At 39.9% G+C, this 20,931-nt stretch carries 20 protein-coding genes and 6 pseudogenes; 15 read left to right on the plus strand and 11 right to left on the minus strand.

Features of this window, described 5'->3' with window-relative positions:
• Positions 1-62: 62 nt before the first annotated feature.
• A pseudogene (locus tag KA717_39710) lies at positions 63-284 on the plus strand (IS4 family transposase).
• Between the two features lie 15 nt (positions 285-299).
• Here the strand turns inward: KA717_39710 and KA717_39715 are convergent.
• A pseudogene (locus tag KA717_39715) lies at positions 300-1,581 on the minus strand (ISKra4 family transposase).
• Between the two features lie 96 nt (positions 1,582-1,677).
• On the opposite strand from KA717_39715, the gene KA717_39720 reads away from it, so the two are divergent.
• The 4 genes from KA717_39720 to KA717_39735 all read left to right on the plus strand — a co-directional run bounded on the left by KA717_39720 (position 1,678) and on the right by KA717_39735 (position 3,895).
• A complete protein-coding gene (locus KA717_39720; GenBank protein UXE61392.1) occupies positions 1,678-1,902 on the plus strand; it encodes a helix-turn-helix domain-containing protein in 225 nt (74 codons plus the stop codon).
• Between the two features lie 17 nt (positions 1,903-1,919).
• Complete coding sequence (locus KA717_39725; GenBank protein UXE61393.1) at positions 1,920-2,546, plus strand: IS630 family transposase; 627 nt, start codon at positions 1,920-1,922, stop codon at positions 2,544-2,546.
• Positions 2,547-2,662: 116 nt separating this feature from the next.
• The gene (locus KA717_39730) at positions 2,663-3,148 is read left to right on the plus strand and encodes a hypothetical protein (protein UXE61394.1); all 486 of its coding nucleotides are present in this window, start codon (positions 2,663-2,665) and stop codon (positions 3,146-3,148) included.
• A 24-nt stretch (positions 3,149-3,172) separates the two neighbouring features.
• The gene (locus KA717_39735) at positions 3,173-3,895 is read left to right on the plus strand and encodes an IS4 family transposase (protein UXE61395.1); all 723 of its coding nucleotides are present in this window, start codon (positions 3,173-3,175) and stop codon (positions 3,893-3,895) included.
• Positions 3,896-4,106: 211 nt separating this feature from the next.
• Here the strand turns inward: KA717_39735 and KA717_39740 are convergent, their stop codons facing one another.
• The 7 genes from KA717_39740 to KA717_39770 all read right to left on the minus strand — a co-directional run bounded on the left by KA717_39740 (position 4,107) and on the right by KA717_39770 (position 8,538).
• Positions 4,107-4,514 (minus strand): hypothetical protein, encoded by a 408-nt coding sequence (locus KA717_39740; protein UXE61396.1) that lies wholly within the window; start codon positions 4,512-4,514, stop codon positions 4,107-4,109.
• A complete protein-coding gene (locus KA717_39745) occupies positions 4,511-5,212 on the minus strand; it encodes an ISL3 family transposase (protein ID UXE61397.1) in 702 nt (233 codons plus the stop codon). The genes KA717_39740 and KA717_39745 overlap by 4 nt, the downstream gene beginning before the upstream one ends.
• A complete protein-coding gene (locus KA717_39750) occupies positions 5,205-5,663 on the minus strand; it encodes a transposase family protein (protein ID UXE61398.1) in 459 nt (152 codons plus the stop codon). The genes KA717_39745 and KA717_39750 overlap by 8 nt, the downstream gene beginning before the upstream one ends.
• 39 nt (positions 5,664-5,702) lie before the next feature.
• The gene (locus KA717_39755) at positions 5,703-6,272 is read right to left on the minus strand and encodes a hypothetical protein (GenBank protein ID UXE61399.1); all 570 of its coding nucleotides are present in this window, start codon (positions 6,270-6,272) and stop codon (positions 5,703-5,705) included.
• A gap of 86 nt (positions 6,273-6,358) precedes the next feature.
• Positions 6,359-6,739, minus strand: coding sequence for an ISAs1 family transposase (locus KA717_39760; GenBank protein UXE61400.1), 381 nt, complete (start codon positions 6,737-6,739; stop codon positions 6,359-6,361).
• Positions 6,740-6,915: 176 nt separating this feature from the next.
• A complete protein-coding gene (locus tag KA717_39765) occupies positions 6,916-7,194 on the minus strand; it encodes a hypothetical protein (GenBank protein ID UXE61401.1) in 279 nt (92 codons plus the stop codon).
• Between the two features lie 468 nt (positions 7,195-7,662).
• Positions 7,663-8,538: a hypothetical protein gene (locus KA717_39770; GenBank protein UXE61402.1), complete on the minus strand. Its 876-nt coding sequence runs from the start codon at positions 8,536-8,538 to the stop codon at positions 7,663-7,665.
• Between the two features lie 748 nt (positions 8,539-9,286).
• Between KA717_39770 and KA717_39775 the strand changes: the two genes are divergently transcribed.
• The 4 genes from KA717_39775 to KA717_39790 all read left to right on the plus strand — a co-directional run bounded on the left by KA717_39775 (position 9,287) and on the right by KA717_39790 (position 11,211).
• On the plus strand, positions 9,287-9,616 hold the full coding sequence (locus tag KA717_39775; protein UXE61403.1) for a DUF4164 domain-containing protein: 330 nt from the start codon (positions 9,287-9,289) through the stop codon (positions 9,614-9,616).
• A gap of 129 nt (positions 9,617-9,745) precedes the next feature.
• Positions 9,746-10,021: a hypothetical protein gene (locus KA717_39780; protein UXE61404.1), complete on the plus strand. Its 276-nt coding sequence runs from the start codon at positions 9,746-9,748 to the stop codon at positions 10,019-10,021.
• Positions 10,018-10,389: a clan AA aspartic protease gene (locus KA717_39785; protein UXE61405.1), complete on the plus strand. Its 372-nt coding sequence runs from the start codon at positions 10,018-10,020 to the stop codon at positions 10,387-10,389. Before KA717_39780 ends, KA717_39785 begins: the two co-directional genes overlap by 4 nt.
• Before the next feature lie 42 nt (positions 10,390-10,431).
• The gene (locus KA717_39790; protein ID UXE61406.1) at positions 10,432-11,211 is read left to right on the plus strand and encodes a hypothetical protein; all 780 of its coding nucleotides are present in this window, start codon (positions 10,432-10,434) and stop codon (positions 11,209-11,211) included.
• 77 nt (positions 11,212-11,288) lie between these two features.
• Here the strand turns inward: KA717_39790 and KA717_39795 are convergent.
• A pseudogene (locus KA717_39795) lies at positions 11,289-11,543 on the minus strand (ISAzo13 family transposase).
• Positions 11,544-11,595: 52 nt separating this feature from the next.
• Between KA717_39795 and KA717_39800 the strand changes: the two are divergent.
• The 3 genes and pseudogenes from KA717_39800 (at position 11,596) to KA717_39810 (ending at position 14,118) form a co-directional block, all read left to right on the plus strand.
• Positions 11,596-12,024 (plus strand): hypothetical protein, encoded by a 429-nt coding sequence (locus tag KA717_39800; GenBank protein ID UXE61407.1) that lies wholly within the window; start codon positions 11,596-11,598, stop codon positions 12,022-12,024.
• Entirely contained in the window at positions 11,990-12,658 is a 669-nt protein-coding gene (locus KA717_39805) for a hypothetical protein (GenBank protein ID UXE61408.1), read from the plus strand. Before KA717_39800 ends, KA717_39805 begins: the two co-directional genes overlap by 35 nt.
• A 122-nt stretch (positions 12,659-12,780) precedes the next feature.
• Positions 12,781-14,118, plus strand: a pseudogene (locus KA717_39810) (IS5 family transposase).
• Between the two features lie 216 nt (positions 14,119-14,334).
• Here the strand turns inward: KA717_39810 and KA717_39815 are convergent.
• Both KA717_39815 and KA717_39820 read right to left on the minus strand, forming a co-directional pair.
• Positions 14,335-15,162 (minus strand): annotated as a pseudogene (locus KA717_39815) (IS110 family transposase).
• A 604-nt stretch (positions 15,163-15,766) separates the two neighbouring features.
• Positions 15,767-17,048: pseudogene (locus KA717_39820) on the minus strand (ISKra4 family transposase).
• A 187-nt stretch (positions 17,049-17,235) separates the two neighbouring features.
• On the opposite strand from KA717_39820, the gene KA717_39825 reads away from it, so the two are divergent.
• The 3 genes from KA717_39825 (at position 17,236) to KA717_39835 (ending at position 20,926) form a co-directional block, all read left to right on the plus strand.
• Positions 17,236-19,002, plus strand: coding sequence for a fatty acyl-AMP ligase (locus tag KA717_39825; protein ID UXE61409.1), 1,767 nt, complete (start codon positions 17,236-17,238; stop codon positions 19,000-19,002).
• 124 nt (positions 19,003-19,126) lie between these two features.
• Positions 19,127-19,393 (plus strand): acyl carrier protein, encoded by a 267-nt coding sequence (locus KA717_39830; protein UXE61410.1) that lies wholly within the window; start codon positions 19,127-19,129, stop codon positions 19,391-19,393.
• Positions 19,394-19,528: 135 nt separating this feature from the next.
• Positions 19,529-20,926 carry a hypothetical protein gene (locus KA717_39835; GenBank protein UXE61411.1) on the plus strand — a complete coding sequence of 466 codons (1,398 nt, stop codon included), beginning with the start codon at positions 19,529-19,531 and terminating at the stop codon, positions 20,924-20,926.
• The last annotated feature ends 5 nt before the right edge of the window (positions 20,927-20,931 follow it).

Consider the following 20,931-nt stretch of genomic DNA (forward strand, 5'->3'; position numbering starts at 1 on the left):
GTCACCATTTTTCGCCTCCTGTGGCATCTAGGTTCGTTTTGTGGACTTTTTCAGCAGACCCTACTTATCTTCATCGTACCCAGCCCGATGCTCTCGCGATTGAAATTCTTAATCCTCTTCAACTTCAGGTGTTAAAAGCAGCCGCCTCTCAAAAACTTCCCCCTATTTTGACTGTTGCTTGGGCTGTCGAGTCTGTTGCTTTTCTTGGTGGTTATCTTGAACATCGTCGTAAAACTCCTCTCGGTATCCAAGTCCTTTGGCGCGGGGGTGCGACCTTTAGTTGATAAAAGCTGTTGTAATCAGGGTTCTACAGGGAACCCATATTGATCAAGTTTTGCCCAAAATTGACTCCATCGTTCCTTGGTCAATACCAAAGCTCGTAGGCTCAAAATAATTCCTGCTCCTTTTTCCTTCCATCGCATCCCTGAACAACATAATCGTTGTTTGACCAACGTCTTACAAGCTGCTTCCGTAACACCTGAACCAATCGGATACTTTTTCTCTATGTATTCAGCATAATCCATTTGATGCTGATGATTCTCGTAATAAGTAATCGCCGCTTGTAGTTTCTCGGTAAGATTCTTAGAATGACTTTTTTCTTCTTTGACTTCTTTCATCAGATTTAGCAGTTCTCCTGCTTTTCCTTTTTCATGCTTGAGTTCTCGACAATTTTCAGTCAACCATTCTTTTTGTTTTGACACGGTATTCGGATGCAACGCTTCTGCCAAGGCACCTAAGTAACCAGAGGCATGATAGAAATCTAATATCTGTTCTTCCGTTTGCTTTTCTAAAAACTTCCAATTTGATTCTGCCCCGTCTGCTATCCCGACCAATGTTGCCTCTGGATAACGGTTTTTCGCTCGCTCAATTTCTCTTTCTAATCTTTCTAGAAAACTCTTTTTTCCATACTCTGGTGCCGCACCTAGATAGATTGTAGGTTGACGTTCGCCTTCACTATCGTATAGGGAAACGGTTCCCACCATTGCTTCACGGTAGCCATCCTCACACATCAGCATACAGGTTCCATCTAATCCTATTCCCACTGTTGCAATTTGGCTATCCTCCTTGGGCGGGGCATAACTCCACGCTTCTTCTTTTGCCTGTACCACACTTCCTACTGCTTCACTCAATCTTTGGATATAGGATAGCGCTACTTTTCTACCATGATTTTCTAATAAATCATTTTTCACCTCTTTGCCTGCCATCCCTGACATTTTTGAGGATACCTGTTTTGCCAATAATGGCGTTGATGTTATGATTATCCTTGCTTCTCTTTCTAAGGGGCAATACGTTTTTCCTCAAAGGTGAACGCTGATATACATGACGATTCACTATAACCTCACCATAAGGTGTTTGATATTCTTTCGGTTGCTCTCCCTTACTCTTCCAGATTTCTTCACCGATTTTTAAGGGTGAACCATCTGTATCTAAATATTTCAAGGCTTCTTTGCTGGCGATGCAACCTACTTCGTTTAAGCCTTTTTGAATATTTATTTCTGTATCCAATATTGAACGACTTAGTTCTAATGTTAGTTCTATTTTTATCTTTGAACCCTCTACATTAATTAGTTTTGCTGTCATCATTGTTTCCTCTTTGTCACTTTTCATCTCATGTTAACACTTTTCTTTTCCTTCATCAACTAAAGGTCACACCCTGGCGCGGTTGGTTGAAGTTGCATGACCTTTGCCAAGGCTGGCAGCTTGCAATCCGCACTTAACGGGAAAAGTCAGATTATTGATGGAGAGGTAGAAGCAAAACTAATCGCCTTACGTTGTGGAGAACCGCCTGCTGGTCAAGCCCGTTGGACATTGAGGTTACTAGCCGACAAGGCGGTCGAGTTAGAAATTGTGCCAGCAATTAGTCACGAAACCGTGCGTCAAGTGTTAAAAAAAACGAACTAAAACCTCATCTGCGACAGATGTACGTGATTCCACCAGAAAAGAGTGCCGAATTTGTGTCTAACATGGAAGATGTTCTAGAAATTTATCACCGACCCTATGACCCCAATTGTCCAGTGATTTGCATGGATGAGCAACCTATACAATTGGTCAAAGAAACCCGCCTTCCTCTACCAGCCAAACCTGGACAGCCAGAGGCGCATGATTACGAATATGAACGCAATGGAACAGCCAATATCTTTATGTTTACAGAACCCTTGTCTGGGTGGCGAAAGACAGTTGTCAGTGAACGTAGAACATCGGTTGACTGGGCAACAGAAATTAAGAATTTACTCGATAACGACTATGCTGATAACGACAAAGTCATTTTAGTATGTGATCAGCTAAATACTCACAAACTTGCCTCACTATATGAAGCATTTGAGCCTTCCACGGCTCGTCGTCTAGTCGAACGGTTGGAAATTCACCATACCCCAAAACATGGCAGTTGGCTTAATATTGCTGAAAACGAGCTGTCCGCAATGACTCGGCAATGCCTAGCTCGTCGAATTCCAGATCGGGAAACTTTAGAGCAAGAAACAACGGCTTGGTACACTCAGCGCAATCATTACCCAAAAGTCGGTAGATTGGCAATTCACGACGGCTGAGGCTCGTATCCGTCTCCATTGGTGTCAACTTAAGCCAAAATGCCTACTCACAAAAGATTAGCCTAAAAGCAGGCGGAAGTAAGAGTAGGCTGAAAAAAAGGTTAGTATATAAAAAAGTGAGCAAAAAACAAATGGCAAGACAACATCCTCGGAGAAAAGGAAACCCAGACTTACGTCGTAAGACAAATCAGCCAGGGGTAGAAATCCCTGAAATAACAAAAGAGTTGTTTGAATTACTAGAACCCACAATGTTTACACCATTAAAATATTTACAGGGAACTCATGAGAAAATGATGAGAGATAGGGTATTAAATTTACCAGTAATGGTGGCATTAGTGTTAAGTATAGTGTATCGTCAAATAGCGGGTATAAGTGAAGCGGTAAGACTGTTAGAGGAAGAGGGATTGCTATGGGTAGCATCATTAAAAGTAAGCAAACAGGCAGTATCAAAAAGAATGATGAATGTGCCAGCCGAAATATTTGCAATATTACTAAAAGAAGTGTTAGAAAAAGCAGCCGAAAAAGGGAAGAAGCTCCAAGTAGGAGAAAAATGGGAAAAAATAAGAGAAAAGTTTAGTGCAGTGTGGATAGCAGATGGCTAAACGCTAGAGCAGATAAGGAAAAATATGAAAATAAGTAAAGAAGAAAAGAGTAAATTGGGGGGTAAAATAATGATGGTAGTGGAAGCCTTTACCCAAAGACCCGTTACTTTATGGTACACAGAAAATGATAAATCAAATGATAAAATATGGTGTGAAGAATTGGCAGCTAAATTACCAGAAAATGGTTTAATTCTCGTAGATATGGGATTTTTTAGCTTTGTGTGGTTTGATTTGTTAACAGAAGCTAAAAAGTTTTTTCTAACCAGATTTAGAGCGGGTACATCTTACAAAACCAAACAAGTATTGTCTCAAGGTAGTCATTACAGAGATGAGATTATCATTATGGGAAATTACCGTTCTAATCCTTGCAAGCATCCGGTGAGATTAGTCTCAGTATTATGGGGAACAATCTGGTATCAGTATTTAACAAATGTGTTGTCTCCCGAACAACTGTCCGCCGAAGAGGTCTGTGATTTATATCGAAGACGATGGACAATCGAAGAAGCCTTTTTATTAACGAAAAGACTTTTAGGACTAGCCTATTTATGGGTAGGGAATAAGAATGGTGTCCAAATCCAGATTATTTGCACTTTGATTTTCTATACGGTCTTAAATCAATTGGTAGGGGAAGTGGCGATTGCTCTAAATCAACCGAAAGAAAAAATCTCAGTAGAGATGGTGTTTCGGAGTCTATACTATGTAGCGAAGGCTATTGCTAGAGGAGAAAAGCAGGGCAAACGCATCTAAATTCTAGACTCCTTATCTGATAAGCCTTTCAGCGTTTCATAAAAAATCAATCATGATCTCGAAAACCCTTATCCAGCCTACCTTTCAAAAATAAGATGCGTTCGCCCTGAGGAGAAAAGCCTGATACAGTAACCTATCTGGCTGAACGTGCTAAGTTATTTGGTTTGGTCAAAGCTGAGAGAAAGCGACATCGAGAAAAGGCCGCTCTCAATCAACAAATTTGGGAACCCATTCCTTTAAGTTGACACGGATGACTATTAAATGCCTCAACGTGGTTGGCATGGACGTCCTTTTCTTCTGGTTTTTCTGTTGTCTCTGGATGTTCTGGTTTCGGAGTTTCTACTTTCTTTAGTTTACCCTCAGAATCTCGACGTTTACTACTCTTATTTTTTAGTCTTACCACCATACCCTTCGGTAATACTTTGGTGGGACGACCTCGCTTTCCAGTCCTTAATACTTCGTGACAAATATTAAATAGCAGTTGACTATATCGCTTTTCTCCATCTGTAAATAACTGGAGAGATTCTGCACTCCTTTCAAATAATTCCGCTACCGTCATCATTGCTTCTAGAAATAATTTGGTTCTCCTGAACAAAGAGTGATAATTAGAACTTATCATGAAAAGCAAGCTAAAAAACGGTTTCGCATATTATCAAAGTTCATAAATCCATAAGCTTGACGCTTGATTAGTTTAAGACGATTATTAATTCCTTCCATTGCCCCATTCGTCGTTCGACTCAAAAAGTAGTTACAAATAGAGTCTAAATTCCTACGAATTGTGCTAATTACATCTGTATAAATGCTCTTAGCATTCTCTAACCATTCTGTAAATTTTAATCGCCCTTCTTCCTTCTCATTTACTTTTTCATATATTTCTCTAAATGACTCTTTATACTCATACGCCTTACGCAGACGAGCAGATTGCTTTAACACCAATTCTAATTTTTCTAACTCCTCCTCTTTTAGGTCTTCTTTATTTTTTAATAATAGCCATTTTTCTCCCTTAATTTTTACATTCAACCTTGTCTGTTTACGGATTTTATTTAATTCTTCATTCACCGCCTTCATTACATGAAATCTATCCGTTACAATTACTGCATTCGGAAATACTTTTTCTATCACCTTCGGAAATCCTACCCACATATCTACACTCACTTGTTCTACTCCTTCCCTCACCTCTAACGGTTTCTCCATCAGCACTTCTATTATTTTATCTTGTTGATGACTATCAATTACTTCTATTAATTCTCCTTTTTCTAGGTCTCCTACCACTGTTACAAAATTCTGATGACCTTTTCGTTTCGCTATTTCATCCATCCCCACGTATTTTACCCCTTGCCAATCCTTTTTTTACTTCACATTGACGTTGATAAATTCCATTTACTTGATCCCATGATAGAGATTCCTCTCTGCTTACTTGTTCCACACTGCTCACATTTACTCGTCCATAAATATATTCTTCATACCGCACCGTATATTTCCTACGGGCTTCCATGAATTCCAGATTTTCTGTAAAAAACCTTTGACAATTTTTACAGTAAAATTTACGACGAGGCACTTTCAGGTATACCATTTGACCAGATATAGACAAATCCCTTACCAGTACATTGTTCGTCTGATGTAATTCATCTGTTAAGCTACCACAATAATTACATTTGACTTCTTCCTCTTGACAACTCAGTATTAAAAATGCCTGTTTCCCTTCTTGAATAACATTTCTTATGCTTACCTTTGGCAAATTCAGGAGATTTTCCAGAAAAAATAACATTGATGTCATCCTCATATACTGTATCTTATTATACATCTTTTACCGCAAAGCCAGAAGAACCAATAATTTCTGCTCTTTTCGACCACATTTTAAATGCCAAATAAAGCGGCTAGCCCTGTCCATGAGCACGATTGTCCACCCCTCAGAGGCACTTGCTTCTTCATTTTTTCCAACTTTTGTGTATAGTTCATCCCCTTCTATTACTAATTTAACAAATTCATTCACTAAGGCGTATAAAAATAATGTCTCTTGTAATCCTGATAATTTCTTTTCCCAATTCAATATTGTTATTTTCGCGTAGCCAAATACTCGGGCTGCTGCATTTAATCCTATTCCTTCCATTCTGGCTTTTAATACTTTTACAATTTCACTTAATGGGGTTTCTAAGCCAGCGATTACGCTACCATAAGTCTCAGCAAAACAAGAACTACATTCTTGACAAATGAACATTTTACGTTCCCCGTTACCTTTCGTTTGATAATAAGAATGTATTTTTACTTTTTCACTATAGCAATGAGGACAGTTTTTCTTGAATAAGGCATCCTCTTTATCTTGGCACAAGCCAACATCATTCAGGATTTCCATAGAGCTTTTCTTTAATATTGACATCGTTTTCTGTTTCCTTCTTCTTTGATATAATGACAATAATAATAGTATAATAAAAACGGGCCGATGTCTAGTCTTAAACTATTTTTCTATTTTCTCAAAGCCTTACACCATAAATTTTTCCAACTTTGATCAGACGATACCAGTTCCTCCCCTTCACTTACCTCCGCTATACTTTTGACCCAATCGAGAAAACAGTCTTGAAATTGCTCTGGGTTCAGACTAGCAAATACACGCGCAAACGTATCGTCGGAGGGGATGCCATTCGACAATTCCAAAATTTTTTTTAGCCATTGATGTTTAGCCTTGCCGAAACTTTCCATGGCTACCCAACCTTCTGCTCCACAAATGACGGCTAAGATGGCAATCGTTAGAATATCAATGAGTTTATGCCGTTTTGTTCGTTCGATGCGAGGGTCATCTATTTCGGCAAAGTGTTCTACCAGTCTATATTTGGGTCGGAGTTTCATCGCTTTTGTTTTCTATGCACTTTTCCTTATTTTCCCTTATCCATCCCTCTATAATGTTCTTGTATCTGTATCATTTTTAGATGCGTTCGCCCTGCCTTATTCAGCCTACCTTTCAAAAATAAGATGCGTTCGCCCTAATTGATGACACGCTCTAGGAACATTACCGAAAGGGTAACTCATTTAAAATCCCCATAAAGTTGAGTATAATAAGATAAAATTTCCTCTAAATAAATCTTTTCCTGAGCAGGTAAATTTTGAGGATAGTGAATTTCTAATGCCTCCACCTGACTTTGGCTATAGTCAAAATGGGGCGAAGATTGACTCATTAGCTGAACTTCGACTGCTGATACCTGTTGGAGATGGGCTGTAATTTCTCGATAAACGGCTAGGGGTAAATTGTTAAAACTTACCTTTTTTTTACATATTACTAAGGCATTTAGATTAACAGACATCATTGAAATAATATTATGATTTAAGGGCTGGGTTGAAGCTCTCTAAAACGTTGATAAGTGGATGGTTGGGTTGTTGGCTGGTCAATAACTTCGGGCGATGAAGGTGAATTATTAGGAGGACTTGAAGTAATAGGGTTAGTCCCAGGGGGGGTAGGGAAGAATTAGACGGTAGATTATTCTGCGTGGGTAGATTAGAAGATTTTGCAGGTGGGTTTTGAGTCGTTATCGGTAGGAGTACTTGAACGGGTGGAATATTATCTTGATTAATTGCAGGCTGACAAAGTTTGTCCAGACTATAGGATTTTAACCAATAGGTCTGAATAATGCAAGCAGGTGAACCTAAATAGTTTCCTGTTTCCGTAATTAATGGAAAATTTCTATTAAAAAAGGAAGCATTTTGTGCTGAACTTAGTGACACTGGCAAACTACCAAGGATTAGAGTCATCAAAAATAGATTCCACTTCATTAATGTTACCTCCAATTCATAAACTTAACATAGATATCTTTCGCCTCTCTTCCGCGAAGTTTGGGTACTTCAAAATCAAATTCAATTCTTTGACCTGGCTCCAGGGTAGCGTCAGATTCATTAATTTTATTCCAGTTTACGTCTAAAATATTGTTAGTTTTAGCGTCTTGAATTTGAACTTTAACTTCATTGAAGCTAATTGCCTTTTTACTATCATTGCAGAGGGTTCCAAATAGTCGCCTTGAAGTACTGTCATCTTTTTCTCCAACTTTTACCTTGTCAAGACTAACTTTATCCAGCATTAACCCTCGAACTAGACCAAAACCGTCGGGGCCTTGAGGACGAGTAACAATTTCTCGATCAGAAGCACTTTCTGACTTAATAACAACAGGTTTATCTCCAATTTTTCGAGATACTATTTTTCCATATTGTTGAAGGACAACTGACTCATTTAAGGTATCAATAGCGACGACTTTAACTTTTCCTTGAGATAGCATTGCCCCTGGCTGAACTGTAATTTCTAGAGATTCTCCGTGAGGTAAAAGGATCGCAGCAGGAGTATTCCGAAATTTAATAATCCCAGACACTACAACCCCCTGAGCATCCTCAGGCTGAATGTTATTAAACCCAGAGATTTTTTGAACAATCTGTTGATCTGGCGATTGACCACTACAAAAAGTTCCAACTCTCTGTTCTTTAGGTTTAACTTGAGGTTTAGAAGCTACTAAAACACCAGTTTTGGAGAAATTTGAGCCTTTTTGTATTGTTGAGTTAGAGAGTTGATTTCCCGCCCCCTCTTTAATTCCTCTTCTATCCACAGAGCCAAGATTTGCAGAAGTTTCTGCTTTACCAGATTCTCCTGACGGTGAAGTGGATGGCAATGTGTCGGGCTTGACTAAGACGTTGATCCCTATGAGAGCAAAGGGGTTAGTGCGTCCTGACAGAATTTCTTGACGGCGTCTAGTGGGATTGGTAGAGGGAATAAGACCTATCACTTTCGGATTGGAAGGTGAGGCTTTGGGCGATGGTGAAGCGGCCGCTTGAGGACTGGGAGGCGAAGGAATAGGGGGGGGAGCGGTGGTATTGGGACTCATACTCGGACTGAGCGAAGGAGGAGCTTGATTTTCACTAGGAGATCCACACCCTCCGTTCAGGAGCGTTAATGTACTGATCAAAATAATTAACGAAGGTCTTTTCTTCATAGGGGATTGGAGGCATTAACCAAAGAAGAGCGGCAGGGTGAGGAGTGGGGGAAAGGGCGATCGCTGGAGATGGCGGTGATTCCCATTACGATCTTAAAGCCAGACTTCCTACTGGCCAAATTTTTGTCATTATTTTTCTACCTGTAAATAATTCGTTGATAGTTTATTCCGTGAAACGGCACGATAAGACTTCCACAATCGAATTAGACATAAATCAACGAAAAATTTACAGCAAGAAATTATCTCTCCGATCGCCGATCAGTATGTCTCCGTCTCAAACGCGATCACATCACTAATTTTAATTCTGTTCTCAAGAGCGATCATTTTTATCTTTAAAATGTTGTTTTGCCTATTGTCAATCCAACCGACGAAGCGGCGATCACCTACAATGAACCTACAATAAAAATTATTGTCCTGTTAATCTGCTATGACGACGACACCGAAAACCACTATCACCTATAGCCTCGAAGACATCCTCGAACGTATTGAGGACAAGATAGAAGCACGTTTCGAGAAGATGGATGCACGTTTCGAGAAAGTTGATCGTCAATTAACGGAGATGAATCAACGGTTAACGAAACTGGAAGTGGGACAGGCTGAGTTGTCGGGGAAAATTAAAGCCTTAGAGGGAAAAGTGGATGGACTTGGTAAACGCTTGGATAATCAAGAGTTTTTGAATCGTGGGGTAGTGGTGGCAGTTTTAGCGGCTTTAATTGCGGGGGCAGCAAAGGTGTTTGGATTCTTACCCAAGGGTTGATTTTTGAGTTGAAGGACTTGAACGGCGATCGCCAATCAGTATGTCTCTGTCTCAAACGAGATCGCCGCCTCATAGTTTAGGTTGTCTTTGTAAAGGATAAAATGGAGGAGCAACATTGAAATCAAGCCTATGACAATTCGACAGCCCCGCTATAGCAAAGAAGAATTTGCCCAACGAGGTAACGCAATTTATGAAGCCCAAGTGCGATCGCAGGTCGAAGCAGGAAATCATGGCAAAATAGTTGCTATTGATATTGAGACTGGAGATTTTGAGGTAGCAAATTCGCCGATGTTAGCTGTTGATCAACTTTATGAACGTAAACCTGATGCTCAACCTTGGGTGATTCGCATTGGACATAGAGCCGTCTTCCGTTTTGGCAGTCGTACACTGAAGAAACCCTTATGATGTTCGGTATCGTCAATAATAATTGTGAAGCAGTTATCAAGGTTGTAGTCGGTCGTATCGGCTCATCTAAAATAGCAGTTGATGCTGTCATTGATACAGGATTTACCAGCTTTTTGTCTTTACCGCATTCTGTCATCGCCGCTCTTGCCTTACCTTGGCATTATCGAGATATTGGTACATTAGGCGACGGGAGCGAAGTTGTTTTTGAAATATACAAAGCTTCTGTGATTTGGGATGGTCAGGAGCAAATTATTGACGTGGTGGCTTCTGATGCAGAACCGTTAGTGGGGATGGGTTTGTTGTATGGTTTTAAGCTTCAGATTGAGGCAATTGAAAGCGGGTGTGTTACCATTGAAGTCTTGAATTAGTGCGATCGCCACTCTTGTACATCAATTTTAAGGAGGCTAACTATGTCAGTAACTTACGTTTCACAGAAGATTAAGTCTAAAACTTTGGAGACAATTACAGAGATAATAATTGAGGGTAAAAAACTGGAAATTCTCACGGACAACCAATTAGGGATTCAGGAAATAAAGGTTATTAATGATGGAGAAGTCATTAATGTTATGACTGATGCTGTTCAGTTATCTGATTATGAAAATAAGATTTTCGATGCAGTTATTCAGTCTGGGATTCCTGAAAATCTAATTCAATTGGCTAATTCTTTGAAGTTTCAGTCTACGGTTGATAGTGTAGATAATTCTTCTTCTATTCAGGCTATTGTGAGTACGATAGATGGAACAAGGGTATTGGAGATTGCTCTGTTTATTGAGAATGATGAGAGTCGAAATGTTGAAGTTTCATTTAATGATAGTAAATGGAATATAGCGGTTAATCAGGACGATAAAAATTTGGTCAAGTATGCTCGAATTTTGAAATATAAATTGTCAGCAATTCCAGAAAAAGTATTCTCTATTAATTTTGAGCAGTTATTGTTAGTTTCTGAGTTGGGTAAACCGATTATGGAAACACCGCTTAAGGATATGATCGAGTCTTATGTTGAATATCCTAATTTTCCACCCTTAACTCCTGATGATGGCGAATATAGAGAATGGAGATATGATTATGATATACCCTCTAAATGGCCAAAAGAAAGAAAATATCTATACGAAAAGAAACAAAAAGAGCTTTTCTTTAAAATAAGACATTCCAAGTGTGACAAGTCTACTTATGGGTATTATGTGCATTAGAGAACACCAGAAAAAAGATGATCCAATGATTATAGCGGTTTGGCAAAGATTTCCACAAACCATTTTTTGAGGCTAGGAAGGCGATTAATCCGTGCTTCAACCTTTTCCATCCCAGCCTTGCTCAGCTTCACTCCTGTCTCATAAACTTTTTCTATCAGTTTCACTACAGGATTTTGACCCCTGAATGTTAGCGTTTTAGCAAAATTAAGCACGGTTTCAACCGTATCCAGTAAACTTCCATTCCAATGTTTTTCTAACCAACCAAAACAACGCTCTATCGGATTATACTTGCTGTGATACGGCGGATAATAAGCCAATTGTATATCTAGCTTTGACGGGGTGTGACCTTTAGTTGATGAAGGAAAAGAAAAGTGTTAACATGAGATGAAAAGTGACAAAGAGGAAACAATGATGACAGCAAAACTAATTAATGTAGAGGGTTCAAAGATAAAAATAGAACTAACATTAGAACTCAGTCGTTCAATGTTGGATACAGAAATAAATATTCAAAAAGGCTTAAACGAAGTAGGTTGCATCGCCAGCAAAGAAGCCTTGAAATATTTAGATACAGATGGTTCACCCTTAAAAATCGGTGAAGAAATCTGGAAGAGTAAGGGAGAGCAACCGAAAGAATATCAAACACCTTATGGTGAGGTTATAGTGAATCGTCATGTATATCAGCGTTCACCTTTGAGGAAAAACGTATTGCCCCTTAGAAAGAGAAGCAAGGATAATCATAACATCAACGCCATTATTGGCAAAACAGGTATCCTCAAAAATGTCAGGGATGGCAGGCAAAGAGGTGAAAAATGATTTATTAGAAAATCATGGTAGAAAAGTAGCGCTATCCTATATCCAAAGATTGAGTGAAGCAGTAGGAAGTGTGGTACAGGCAAAAGAAGAAGCGTGGAGTTATGCCCCGCCCAAGGAGGATAGCCAAATTGCAACAGTGGGAATAGGATTAGATGGAACCTGTATGCTGATGTGTGAGGATGGCGACCGTGAAGCAATGGTGGGAACCGTTTCCCTATACGATAGTGAAGGCGAACGTCAACATACAATCTATCTAGGTGCGGCACCAGAGTATGGAAAAAAGAGTTTTCTAGAAAGATTAGAAAGAGAAATTGAGCGAGCGAAAAACCGTTATCCAGAGGCAACATTGGTCGGGATAGCAGACGGGGCAGAATCAAATTGGAAGTTTTTAGAAAAGCAAACGGAAGAACAGATATTAGATTTCTATCATGCCTCTGGTTACTTAGGTGCCTTGGCAGAAGCGTTGCATCCGAATACCGTGTCAAAACAAAAAGAATGGTTGACTGAAAATTGTCGAGAACTCAAGCATGAAAAAGGAAAAGCAGGAGAACTGCTAAATCTGATGAAAGAAGTCAAAGAAGAAAAAAGTCATTCTAAGAATCTTACCGAGAAACTACAAGCGGCGATTACTTAGGGCTTGCTGAAAAAAGCTGAAACCTTTACGGAGAAAAATAGTAGGCGAATTAAGAACCGCTAGAATGCACGAAAATAGGGTAGAATGCCTCAAAACCATTGCATTAAGAAGAGAGAAAGCAGATGTACCGAAAGCAACAGTACTCAATTGAAACACCAGAAAACTTGAAAAATCTGTTCGGCGGGCAGTTAGACGAAGAAAATCGTTGGATAGAAATGTCAAAAATGATTCCCTGGGAAGAATATGAGGAAGAATATGCAAAAAACTTCACAGAAAAAAAAGGAGCCCCAGCCAAATCATTTAGAATGGCATTAGGAGCATTAATTATCAAAGAAATTTCAGGAAAAAGTGACAGAGAAACAGTAGAACAAATAAAAGAGAACCCTTATTTACAGTACTTTATAGGAATGGAAAGCTATAGTAGCAAAGAAGCATTTAATGCGTCAATGATGGTTCATTTTCGTAAAAAAATAGGAATGGAATTAATAAATAAAATTAATAAAGAAATAGAAAAAAAAGCGACGGGTGTAGCGTCAGAAAAAAAAGAAAATGAAGGAAAGTTATTGTTAGATGCGACTTGTACACCAGCAGATATAAAATATCCAACGGATATAGGAATATTGAATGATGCAAGAGAAAAAACAGAAAAAATAATAGATAAGCTGTATGAAGAAATAAAAGAGAAAAGGAAAGAAAAGCCGAGGACTTATAGGGAAGTGGCAAGAAAAGAGTACTTAGCCATAGCAAAAAAACGTCGTGTGTCAAAAAAAGAAAGAAGAAAAGGAACAAAAAAACAACTAGGATATATAAAAAGAAACTTGTCTCATATAGAAAAAATGATAGAAGAGGGAGCAAAGTTAGAAAAACTAACGAAAAAAGAGCAAGAAGAGCTTGTAACGATAGGAAAAGTGTATGAGCAACAGTTAGAAATGTATGAAAAAAAGACAAATAAAGTAGAAAACAGAATTGTGAGTGTAAGCCAACCTCACGTGCGTCCAATAGTGCGTGGAAAAGCGGGAAAAGCAGTAGAGTTTGGAGCTAAAATATCGGCAAGTAATGTGAATGGCTTTGTCTTCTTAGACAAATTAAGTTGGGATAATTACAACGAATCGGGAGATTTACAAGCGCGAATAGAAGAATATAAAAGGGAAACAGGATGTTATCCGGAATCGGTTCATGTGGATAAAATCTATCGAACAAAAGCGAATCGAGCTTATTGTAAAGAAAGGGATATAAGAATGAGTGGTCCCCGATTGGGAAGACCGCCGAAAGAGGTGAGCAAAGAAAAAAAGAAAGAGGCACGCTCAGATGAAAGAGTGCGTAATGCCATTGAGGGTAAATTCGGACAGGGAAAGAGGAAATTTAGTCTTGGTCGAGTGATGGCCAAACTACCTGAGACCTCGGAAACGGTAATTGCGATGAACTTTTTGGTAATGAATCTTTCTACTCTACTTCAGAAGACAAAAAGTAAAAAGTTGTAGAGTCGTTTTTCTTGTGAAAAATGGTGTTAATTTTCCTCTCTTTTGTGAGGAGTGATTTGTGTTGACCTTTTTAGACAGAAAGGAACAATAGATTAAACAAAATCTGTATTTTGATTTGTTTCCATAAGGATAAGTTATCTATGCTTTTTCAGTCCATACTTCCCTAACCCACATTTCTTTCGTTTTTTGACTTTTTCAGCAAGCCCTAATTACCGGATTGTGTTGTATTGCCACTAGGGCTGACATATACAGCACGGCACGCACCCTTGCTCGTCCACCGATAATACGTCGTTTTCCTCGCATTTACCCACTGTCACAGTTCATGGGAGCAATTCCCACTAGACTCGACAGTTTCTTCAATGGTAGCTCTCCTAATTCTGGCAACATTGATAGCAAGGTCACGGCCGTTACTCTGCCCACTCCAGGTACACTGGTTAATAGCTCATACTGCTTTTTACTCTCTTCGTTGTCTTGCCGCAGTTGGTCTATCTGCTCATCCATTCCTTTTATCCTTTGTTTGAGCCATTGAATATTAGTCTCAATGTCAGCTTTCGCCGTGCTACTACGAACACTGTGCGCTCGTTTTTGTTCACTGTTTAGCATTTCCACTAACTGACTACGACGATTGACCAAATCGGATAAAGCTACTTGAGATTCTGATGCTAACGGTTTTGGGCTTGGTTGCAAGGCTTCTCCAAAATGGGCTAATACCTCGGCATCTATTTTGTCCGTTTTCGCTAGACGACCTGATGCCTTGGCAAAATCTCTGGCTCTTTTGGGATTAATCACTGCTACCTTGAATTCCTCTTTTTGCAGCTTGTGAGCCACTCCTCTTTCCATTCCTCCTGTTGATTCGATGATGATTAACTCAATTTTGTATTTTTTGAGTTGTTCGCTTAATTCCTGCCAGCCTGACTCTTGATTGGTTACTTGCAAAACCTTATTCGCTGGACGTAAAGCTATGTCCAACTTGGCTTTGCTGACATCTATACCAACCCATTGGCTTGCTACTTGAGTTTCCATGCTTTTACCCCTTTACTTTGAGTTTTTATCTTCATTACTCGACCTTGTTCACTACGGGTTCGAGACCCTCTCGATTTTTCGAGTTTTTGAAGGATTGATGAGTGGCGACCTAGACTAAATCTCGGCTTTTATAACCAAGGGGGAATCGGTCTACCACTCTTCCTTTAAGATACAAGGGGGCTCAAACCTCAAAGCGTGTCTTTTTTCAAGATGTGTGTACACAGTAGCCTTGATAAAGTGGGTGTCCGTAGGACGGGGGGAGCTTATTGATTTTAAGAACCATCTACCTTTGACACTCTCAGGTCTGAAGACACTGAGATTCTTGAATAGCCCAAAGTTTGAGCCTCAAAGGTGTAGTCAAAGCACCTCTATCACTCAAAACAACTACCTCGCGGTGCTGCCATTGTGTTTACCTTTCTTTTTTTGCTTGTTTTCAGAGTCCATCACTCAGCCAGTTTGGTACGCTCCCCCACCTGCCATTGCTTGCCATTGTCTGTGTCACCTCTCAATAGGCTTACTCGATTAGCTGGGATTTCACCACACTAGGAGGGTTCAATGCGTAGATAGTTGGGGTGCGACCTTTAGTTGATAAAAGCTGTTGTAATCAGGGTTCTACAGGGAACCCATATTGATCAAGTTTTGCCCAAAATTGACTCCATCGTTCCTTGGTCAATACCAAAGCTCGTAGGCTCAAAATAATTCCTGCTCCTTTTTCCTTCCATCGCATCCCTGAACAACATAATCGTTGTTTGACCAACGTCTTACAAGCTGCTTCCGTAACACCTGAACCAATCGGATACTTTTTCTCTATGTATTCAGCATAATCCATTTGATGCTGATGATTCTCGTAATAAGTAATCGCCGCTTGTAGTTTCTCGGTAAGATTCTTAGAATGACTTTTTTCTTCTTTGACTTCTTTCATCAGATTTAGCAGTTCTCCTGCTTTTCCTTTTTCATGCTTGAGTTCTCGACAATTTTCAGTCAACCATTCTTTTTGTTTTGACACGGTATTCGGATGCAACGCTTCTGCCAAGGCACCTAAGTAACCAGAGGCATGATAGAAATCTAATATCTGTTCTTCCGTTTGCTTTTCTAAAAACTTCCAATTTGATTCTGCCCCGTCTGCTATCCCGACCAATGTTGCCTCTGGATAACGGTTTTTCGCTCGCTCAATTTCTCTTTCTAATCTTTCTAGAAAACTCTTTTTTCCATACTCTGGTGCCGCACCTAGATAGATTGTAGGTTGACGTTCGCCTTCACTATCGTATAGGGAAACGTTTCCCACCATTGCTTCACGGTAGCCATCCTCACACATCAGCATACAGGTTCCATCTAATCCTATTCCCACTGTTGCAATTTGGCTATCCTCCTTGGGCGGGGCATAACTCCACGCTTCTTCTTTTGCCTGTACCACACTTCCTACTGCTTCACTCAATCTTTGGATATAGGATAGCGCTACTTTTCTACCATGATTTTCTAATAAATCATTTTTCGCCTCTTTGCCTGCCATCCCTGACATTTTTGAGGATACCTGTTTTGCCAATAATGGCGTTGATGTTATGATTATCCTTGCTTCTCTTTCTAAGGGGCAATACGTTTTTCCTCAAAGGTGAACGCTGATATACATGACGATTCACTATAACCTCACCATAAGGTGTTTGATATTCTTTCGGTTGCTCTCCCTTACTCTTCCAGATTTCTTCACCGATTTTTAAGGGTGAACCATCTGTATCTAAATATTTCAAGGCTTCTTTGCTGGCGATGCAACCTACTTCGTTTAAGCCTTTTTGAATATTTATTTCTGTATCCAACATTGAACGACTTAGTTCTAATGTTAGTTCTATTTTTATCTTTGAACCCTCTACATTAATTAGTTTTGCTGTCATCATTGTTTCCTCTTTGTCACTTTTCATCTCATGTTAACACTTTTCTTTTCCTTCATCAACTAAAGGTCACACCCGATAGTTGTTCCTACTCACACCTAAATTATAGCGCAAGGGGAATTTATTCCCCTGAGTCGTTTTTCCTCTCAGGTCTAAAGACGCTGAGTTTCCAAACTCCCATCCTTTTCTTATGACTATTAACTATGATGATCTGCAAGAACCCTTTAATAAGTTCTCAACCCTAGTTGAATTACTCCGTTATCGGGCAAGCACTCAACCTGAACGCATCGCCTATATTTTCCTGCGCGACGGAGAGACCGAAGAAGCTTGTTTAACCTATGGGGAACTGGATCAAAAGGCTAGGGCGATCGCTGCTCATTTACAATCCTTTGAAGCACAAGGAGAAAGGGGTTTATTGCTCTATCCCCCAGGACTGGAATTTATTTCAGCCTTTTTTGGTTGTTTGTATGCAGGAGTCGTCGCCATTCCCGCCTATCCACCCCGACGCAATCAAAACCTATTACGTTTACAGGCGATTATTGCTGATTCTCAAGCTCGATTTACTTTTACCAATGCTGCCCTCTTTTCCAGTTTGGAAAACCAATTGACTAAAGACCCTGAATTAGCAGCGATGAAATGGGTCGTTACCGATGAAATTGACCATCGCCTCAGTGAAGATTGGCAAGAACCGACCCTAGAAAAAAACAGTCTAGCTTTTCTACAGTACACCTCTGGTTCAACGGGAACACCGAAAGGAGTGATGGTCAGTCACTATAACTTATTGATTAATTCAGCCGATCTAGATCGCGGTTGGGGCCATGATCAAGACAGTGCGATCGTGACTTGGCTACCGACGTTCCATGATATGGGTCTGATTTATGGGGTTATTCAGCCTTTGTATAAAGGATTTCTCTGTTACATGATCTCGCCTGCCAGCTTTATGGAACGCCCCTTACGTTGGTTACAAGCCATTTCCGATAAAAAAGCCACCCACAGTGCCGCCCCTAACTTTGCCTATGATCTTTGTGTACGGAAAATTCCCCCTGAAAAACGGGCCACGTTAGACCTGAGCCGTTGGCGGATGGCTTTAAATGGGGCTGAACCCGTCAGAGCGGAGGTACTGGAAAAATTTGCGGAGGCTTTTCAAGTTTCTGGTTTCAAGGCAACGGCCCTTTGTCCTGGCTACGGTTTAGCAGAAGCTACCCTCAAAGTTACCGCCGTTGCGTATAATAGTCCCCCTTACTTTTATCGAGTTCAGGCCAATGCCCTAGAAAAAAATCAAATTATTGCGGCCACTGAAACAGATACCAATGTGCAAACCCTAGTGGGCTGCGGCTGGACAACGATTGATACCAAAATTGTTATTGTTGATCCCGAAACCTTAAAGCCTTCTTTACCTGAAATTGTCGGCGAAATTTGGGTGTCAGGGGCAACGATCGCCCAGGGTTATTGGGGAAAACCCCAGGAGACCCAGGAGACCTTTCAAGCCTACTTAGCCGATACAGGAGCAGGCCCTTTTCTACGGACAGGAGACCTGGGTTTTATCAAAGACGGTGAATTGTTTGTCACAGGTCGGCTTAAGGAAGTTATTCTCATTCGAGGCCGCAATAATTATCCCCAGGATATTGAATTAACCGTACAAAATAGTCATCCTGCCCTGCGTCCCAGTTGTGGAGCTGCCTTTACCGTTGAAGTCAAGGAGGAAGAACGGCTCGTGGTGGTTCAGGAAGTTGAGCGCACCTGGCTACGCAAGATAGATACAGATGAGGTAAAAAGAGCCATTCGTAAAGCCGTCGTCCAGGAATATGATTTACAGGTTTATGCGATCGCGCTGATCAGGACTGGCAGTTTACCGAAAACCTCTAGCGGTAAAATTCAGCGTCGTAGCTGTCGGGCCAAATTTTTAGAGGGAAGTCTGGAGATTGTGGGCCAAGAAAATTCCTCAACGGGAACTTAATGTGTTAAGTTTTTATGTTAGTTAAATCCCCGACGATTTTTTTGTATTCACTTAAATCTAAAGTTCTTTGGTTTTAGAACACCTGGAAAGTTAGTTTCATTTCAAATAAAGTAAATCGAGTTTAATGTCCAAAGACACCCCAAACGAGAAAGAACAACCGACCCTAACTGAAATTCAAAACTGGTTAGTGGCTTACATGACAGAAATGATGGAAGTGGACGAAGATGAGATTGATCTGAGCGTTCCTTTTGATGAGTATGGTCTGGATTCTTCTATGGTAGTTGCCTTGATCGCCGATCTAGAGGATTGGTTAGGACGAGATTTAGATCGTACTTTGATCTACGATTATCCAACCCTAGAAAAGTTAGCTAAACAAGTCAGTCAATCCTAACATTTTTGCCGATTTATGCTAGAAAATTTTGATTTTCTGAAATAAATAGTTTAAATTTAGAGTGTGTTTATTTGAGCAGAAATTCTGCACTCACAGAAAGGTCAAAGTTAATTATTCTCTGGAACAATAAAAGCTATGAATACCATTCAAGACTCCAAGACCATGCAGGAAAATTCTCCCATCTTAAATCAGTCAACTCCAAGACCTCTCAAACTGAATAATACTAATTATCGTCACAATCTCGAATCTGACTATACCGAAAAAATTGAAGCCCTTGAAAAAAGCTTTGATTATGCCAGTAATAGTGAGCATCTATGGGGAGATCCCGAACTGTCAATTTTGTACGGAACGCCTCTTTATGAGCAAGCTTCCGATTCTCAAAAGTTAGCTCTCAATCATTTATATTGGGGGGCGCAGTATGATTACACTGCTGCTAGTGAAGCAAGTACAATTAACTACAATCAGGTGACGGCTGGTGTCTTTGCGAAAGTCGGTGGCTATGATTCCCTTTGCTCAACCTTAGAGCATGAAAGCGATCAAGAAAAGTACCATATTCATGCCTTTCAAAATATTGGTAGTAAAACAAAAATTGCTCTGTTAGGAAAACAAGCTTTAAAACTGAAACCTAATAAAAATGCTGCTGGCAAGGCTGGTAAAAGTAAAAAAATAACCTCGAAAGTGGGAGAACAAATTTTAAACCTTAGTTCGGTTTCCTCCTACTCGGAATTACAATATAAGAGTTTACGTTCTTTAAGTAAAACTCTGATCAAAAACTCATCAGAGTATTATTCTTCCCATTTACTAGAATTAGAAGAAAAAGGTATATTTCTAAATGCTTCTAATAAAGGTTATTTTGGGGTGGCAAATCCTCAGTTTTTGCTCCAGTTTTTTGCCTTCCATTGGGGTAGTTCTCCCTTTTTAGCCTGTCAACACTATACCTATCGTTTAACGGGTAATATGAGCTTAAAAAGTCACGAACATAAATATTCTCGTTATTTCAGAGAATTGGAAAGAAAGGAAGCATTTATTCCCGTTCCTACGGCAGTTTCTCATTATCATCTTTTAGATGAGGCGTTTCATACCACGACTTCCCAATTGATCGGTCGTGATTTGTATAAGGAGTTTTCTAAGCCGACAGCCTATGAGCAGTTTATTGGAAATTTGGTTTTCTATAGGATGCAAAGAGGATTTTTAGGAAATTTATCAATGGGAATGGTTTCTATTTTTCGAGAAGATGCTTCTTTCCTGTCCTATTACGATAAAATTCTGCGATCGCCTTTATTTGGAATGTCAGAAGAAGAGTCCCTCTATTGGCTAGAGAAATGTTTGTGCCAAGAGCATGACGGCTTTGATGTGCAAGTTAAGTATCATCAAAAAATGCTTAAGAATATGCTACGTTTAACCGATAATTTGGATTACCTATGGCCCGTTAACCGTGAAATGCAAATAATGAAAGCGGGGGGTTCCATTGACCGAGCGATCGCCAATAATGTTAAGGCTTTTCGTCAATTCAAAGAAACGGTAAATGCTTAAATTAG

The sequence above is a fragment of the Woronichinia naegeliana WA131 genome, assembly GCA_025370055.1.
GTDB classification, from domain to species: Bacteria; Cyanobacteriota; Cyanobacteriia; order Cyanobacteriales; family Microcystaceae; genus Woronichinia; species Woronichinia naegeliana.

Bases quoted from the DNA above. Each gene is read 5' to 3' on its own strand.
- KA717_39790 (UXE61406.1), top strand. From the start codon at position 10,432: ATGTCAGTAACTTACGTTTCACAGAAGATTAAGTCTAAAACTTTGGAG.
- KA717_39830 (UXE61410.1), top strand. From the start codon at position 19,127: ATGTCCAAAGACACCCCAAACGAGAAAGAACAACCGACCCTAACTGAA.
- KA717_39740 (UXE61396.1), bottom strand. From the start codon at position 4,514: ATGATAAGTTCTAATTATCACTCTTTGTTCAGGAGAACCAAATTATTT.
- KA717_39735 (UXE61395.1), top strand. From the start codon at position 3,173: ATGAAAATAAGTAAAGAAGAAAAGAGTAAATTGGGGGGTAAAATAATG.
- KA717_39785 (UXE61405.1), top strand. From the start codon at position 10,018: ATGATGTTCGGTATCGTCAATAATAATTGTGAAGCAGTTATCAAGGTT.
- KA717_39760 (UXE61400.1), bottom strand. From the start codon at position 6,739: ATGAAACTCCGACCCAAATATAGACTGGTAGAACACTTTGCCGAAATA.
- KA717_39725 (UXE61393.1), top strand. From the start codon at position 1,920: ATGTACGTGATTCCACCAGAAAAGAGTGCCGAATTTGTGTCTAACATG.
- KA717_39750 (UXE61398.1), bottom strand. From the start codon at position 5,663: ATGTTATTTTTTCTGGAAAATCTCCTGAATTTGCCAAAGGTAAGCATA.
- KA717_39755 (UXE61399.1), bottom strand. From the start codon at position 6,272: ATGTCAATATTAAAGAAAAGCTCTATGGAAATCCTGAATGATGTTGGC.
- KA717_39835 (UXE61411.1), top strand. From the start codon at position 19,529: ATGAATACCATTCAAGACTCCAAGACCATGCAGGAAAATTCTCCCATC.
- KA717_39825 (UXE61409.1), top strand. From the start codon at position 17,236: ATGACTATTAACTATGATGATCTGCAAGAACCCTTTAATAAGTTCTCA.
- KA717_39765 (UXE61401.1), bottom strand. From the start codon at position 7,194: ATGATGTCTGTTAATCTAAATGCCTTAGTAATATGTAAAAAAAAGGTA.
- KA717_39775 (UXE61403.1), top strand. From the start codon at position 9,287: ATGACGACGACACCGAAAACCACTATCACCTATAGCCTCGAAGACATC.
- KA717_39720 (UXE61392.1), top strand. From the start codon at position 1,678: ATGACCTTTGCCAAGGCTGGCAGCTTGCAATCCGCACTTAACGGGAAA.
- KA717_39745 (UXE61397.1), bottom strand. From the start codon at position 5,212: ATGGATGAAATAGCGAAACGAAAAGGTCATCAGAATTTTGTAACAGTG.
- KA717_39805 (UXE61408.1), top strand. From the start codon at position 11,990: ATGTCAGGGATGGCAGGCAAAGAGGTGAAAAATGATTTATTAGAAAAT.
- KA717_39780 (UXE61404.1), top strand. From the start codon at position 9,746: ATGACAATTCGACAGCCCCGCTATAGCAAAGAAGAATTTGCCCAACGA.
- KA717_39800 (UXE61407.1), top strand. From the start codon at position 11,596: ATGAAAAGTGACAAAGAGGAAACAATGATGACAGCAAAACTAATTAAT.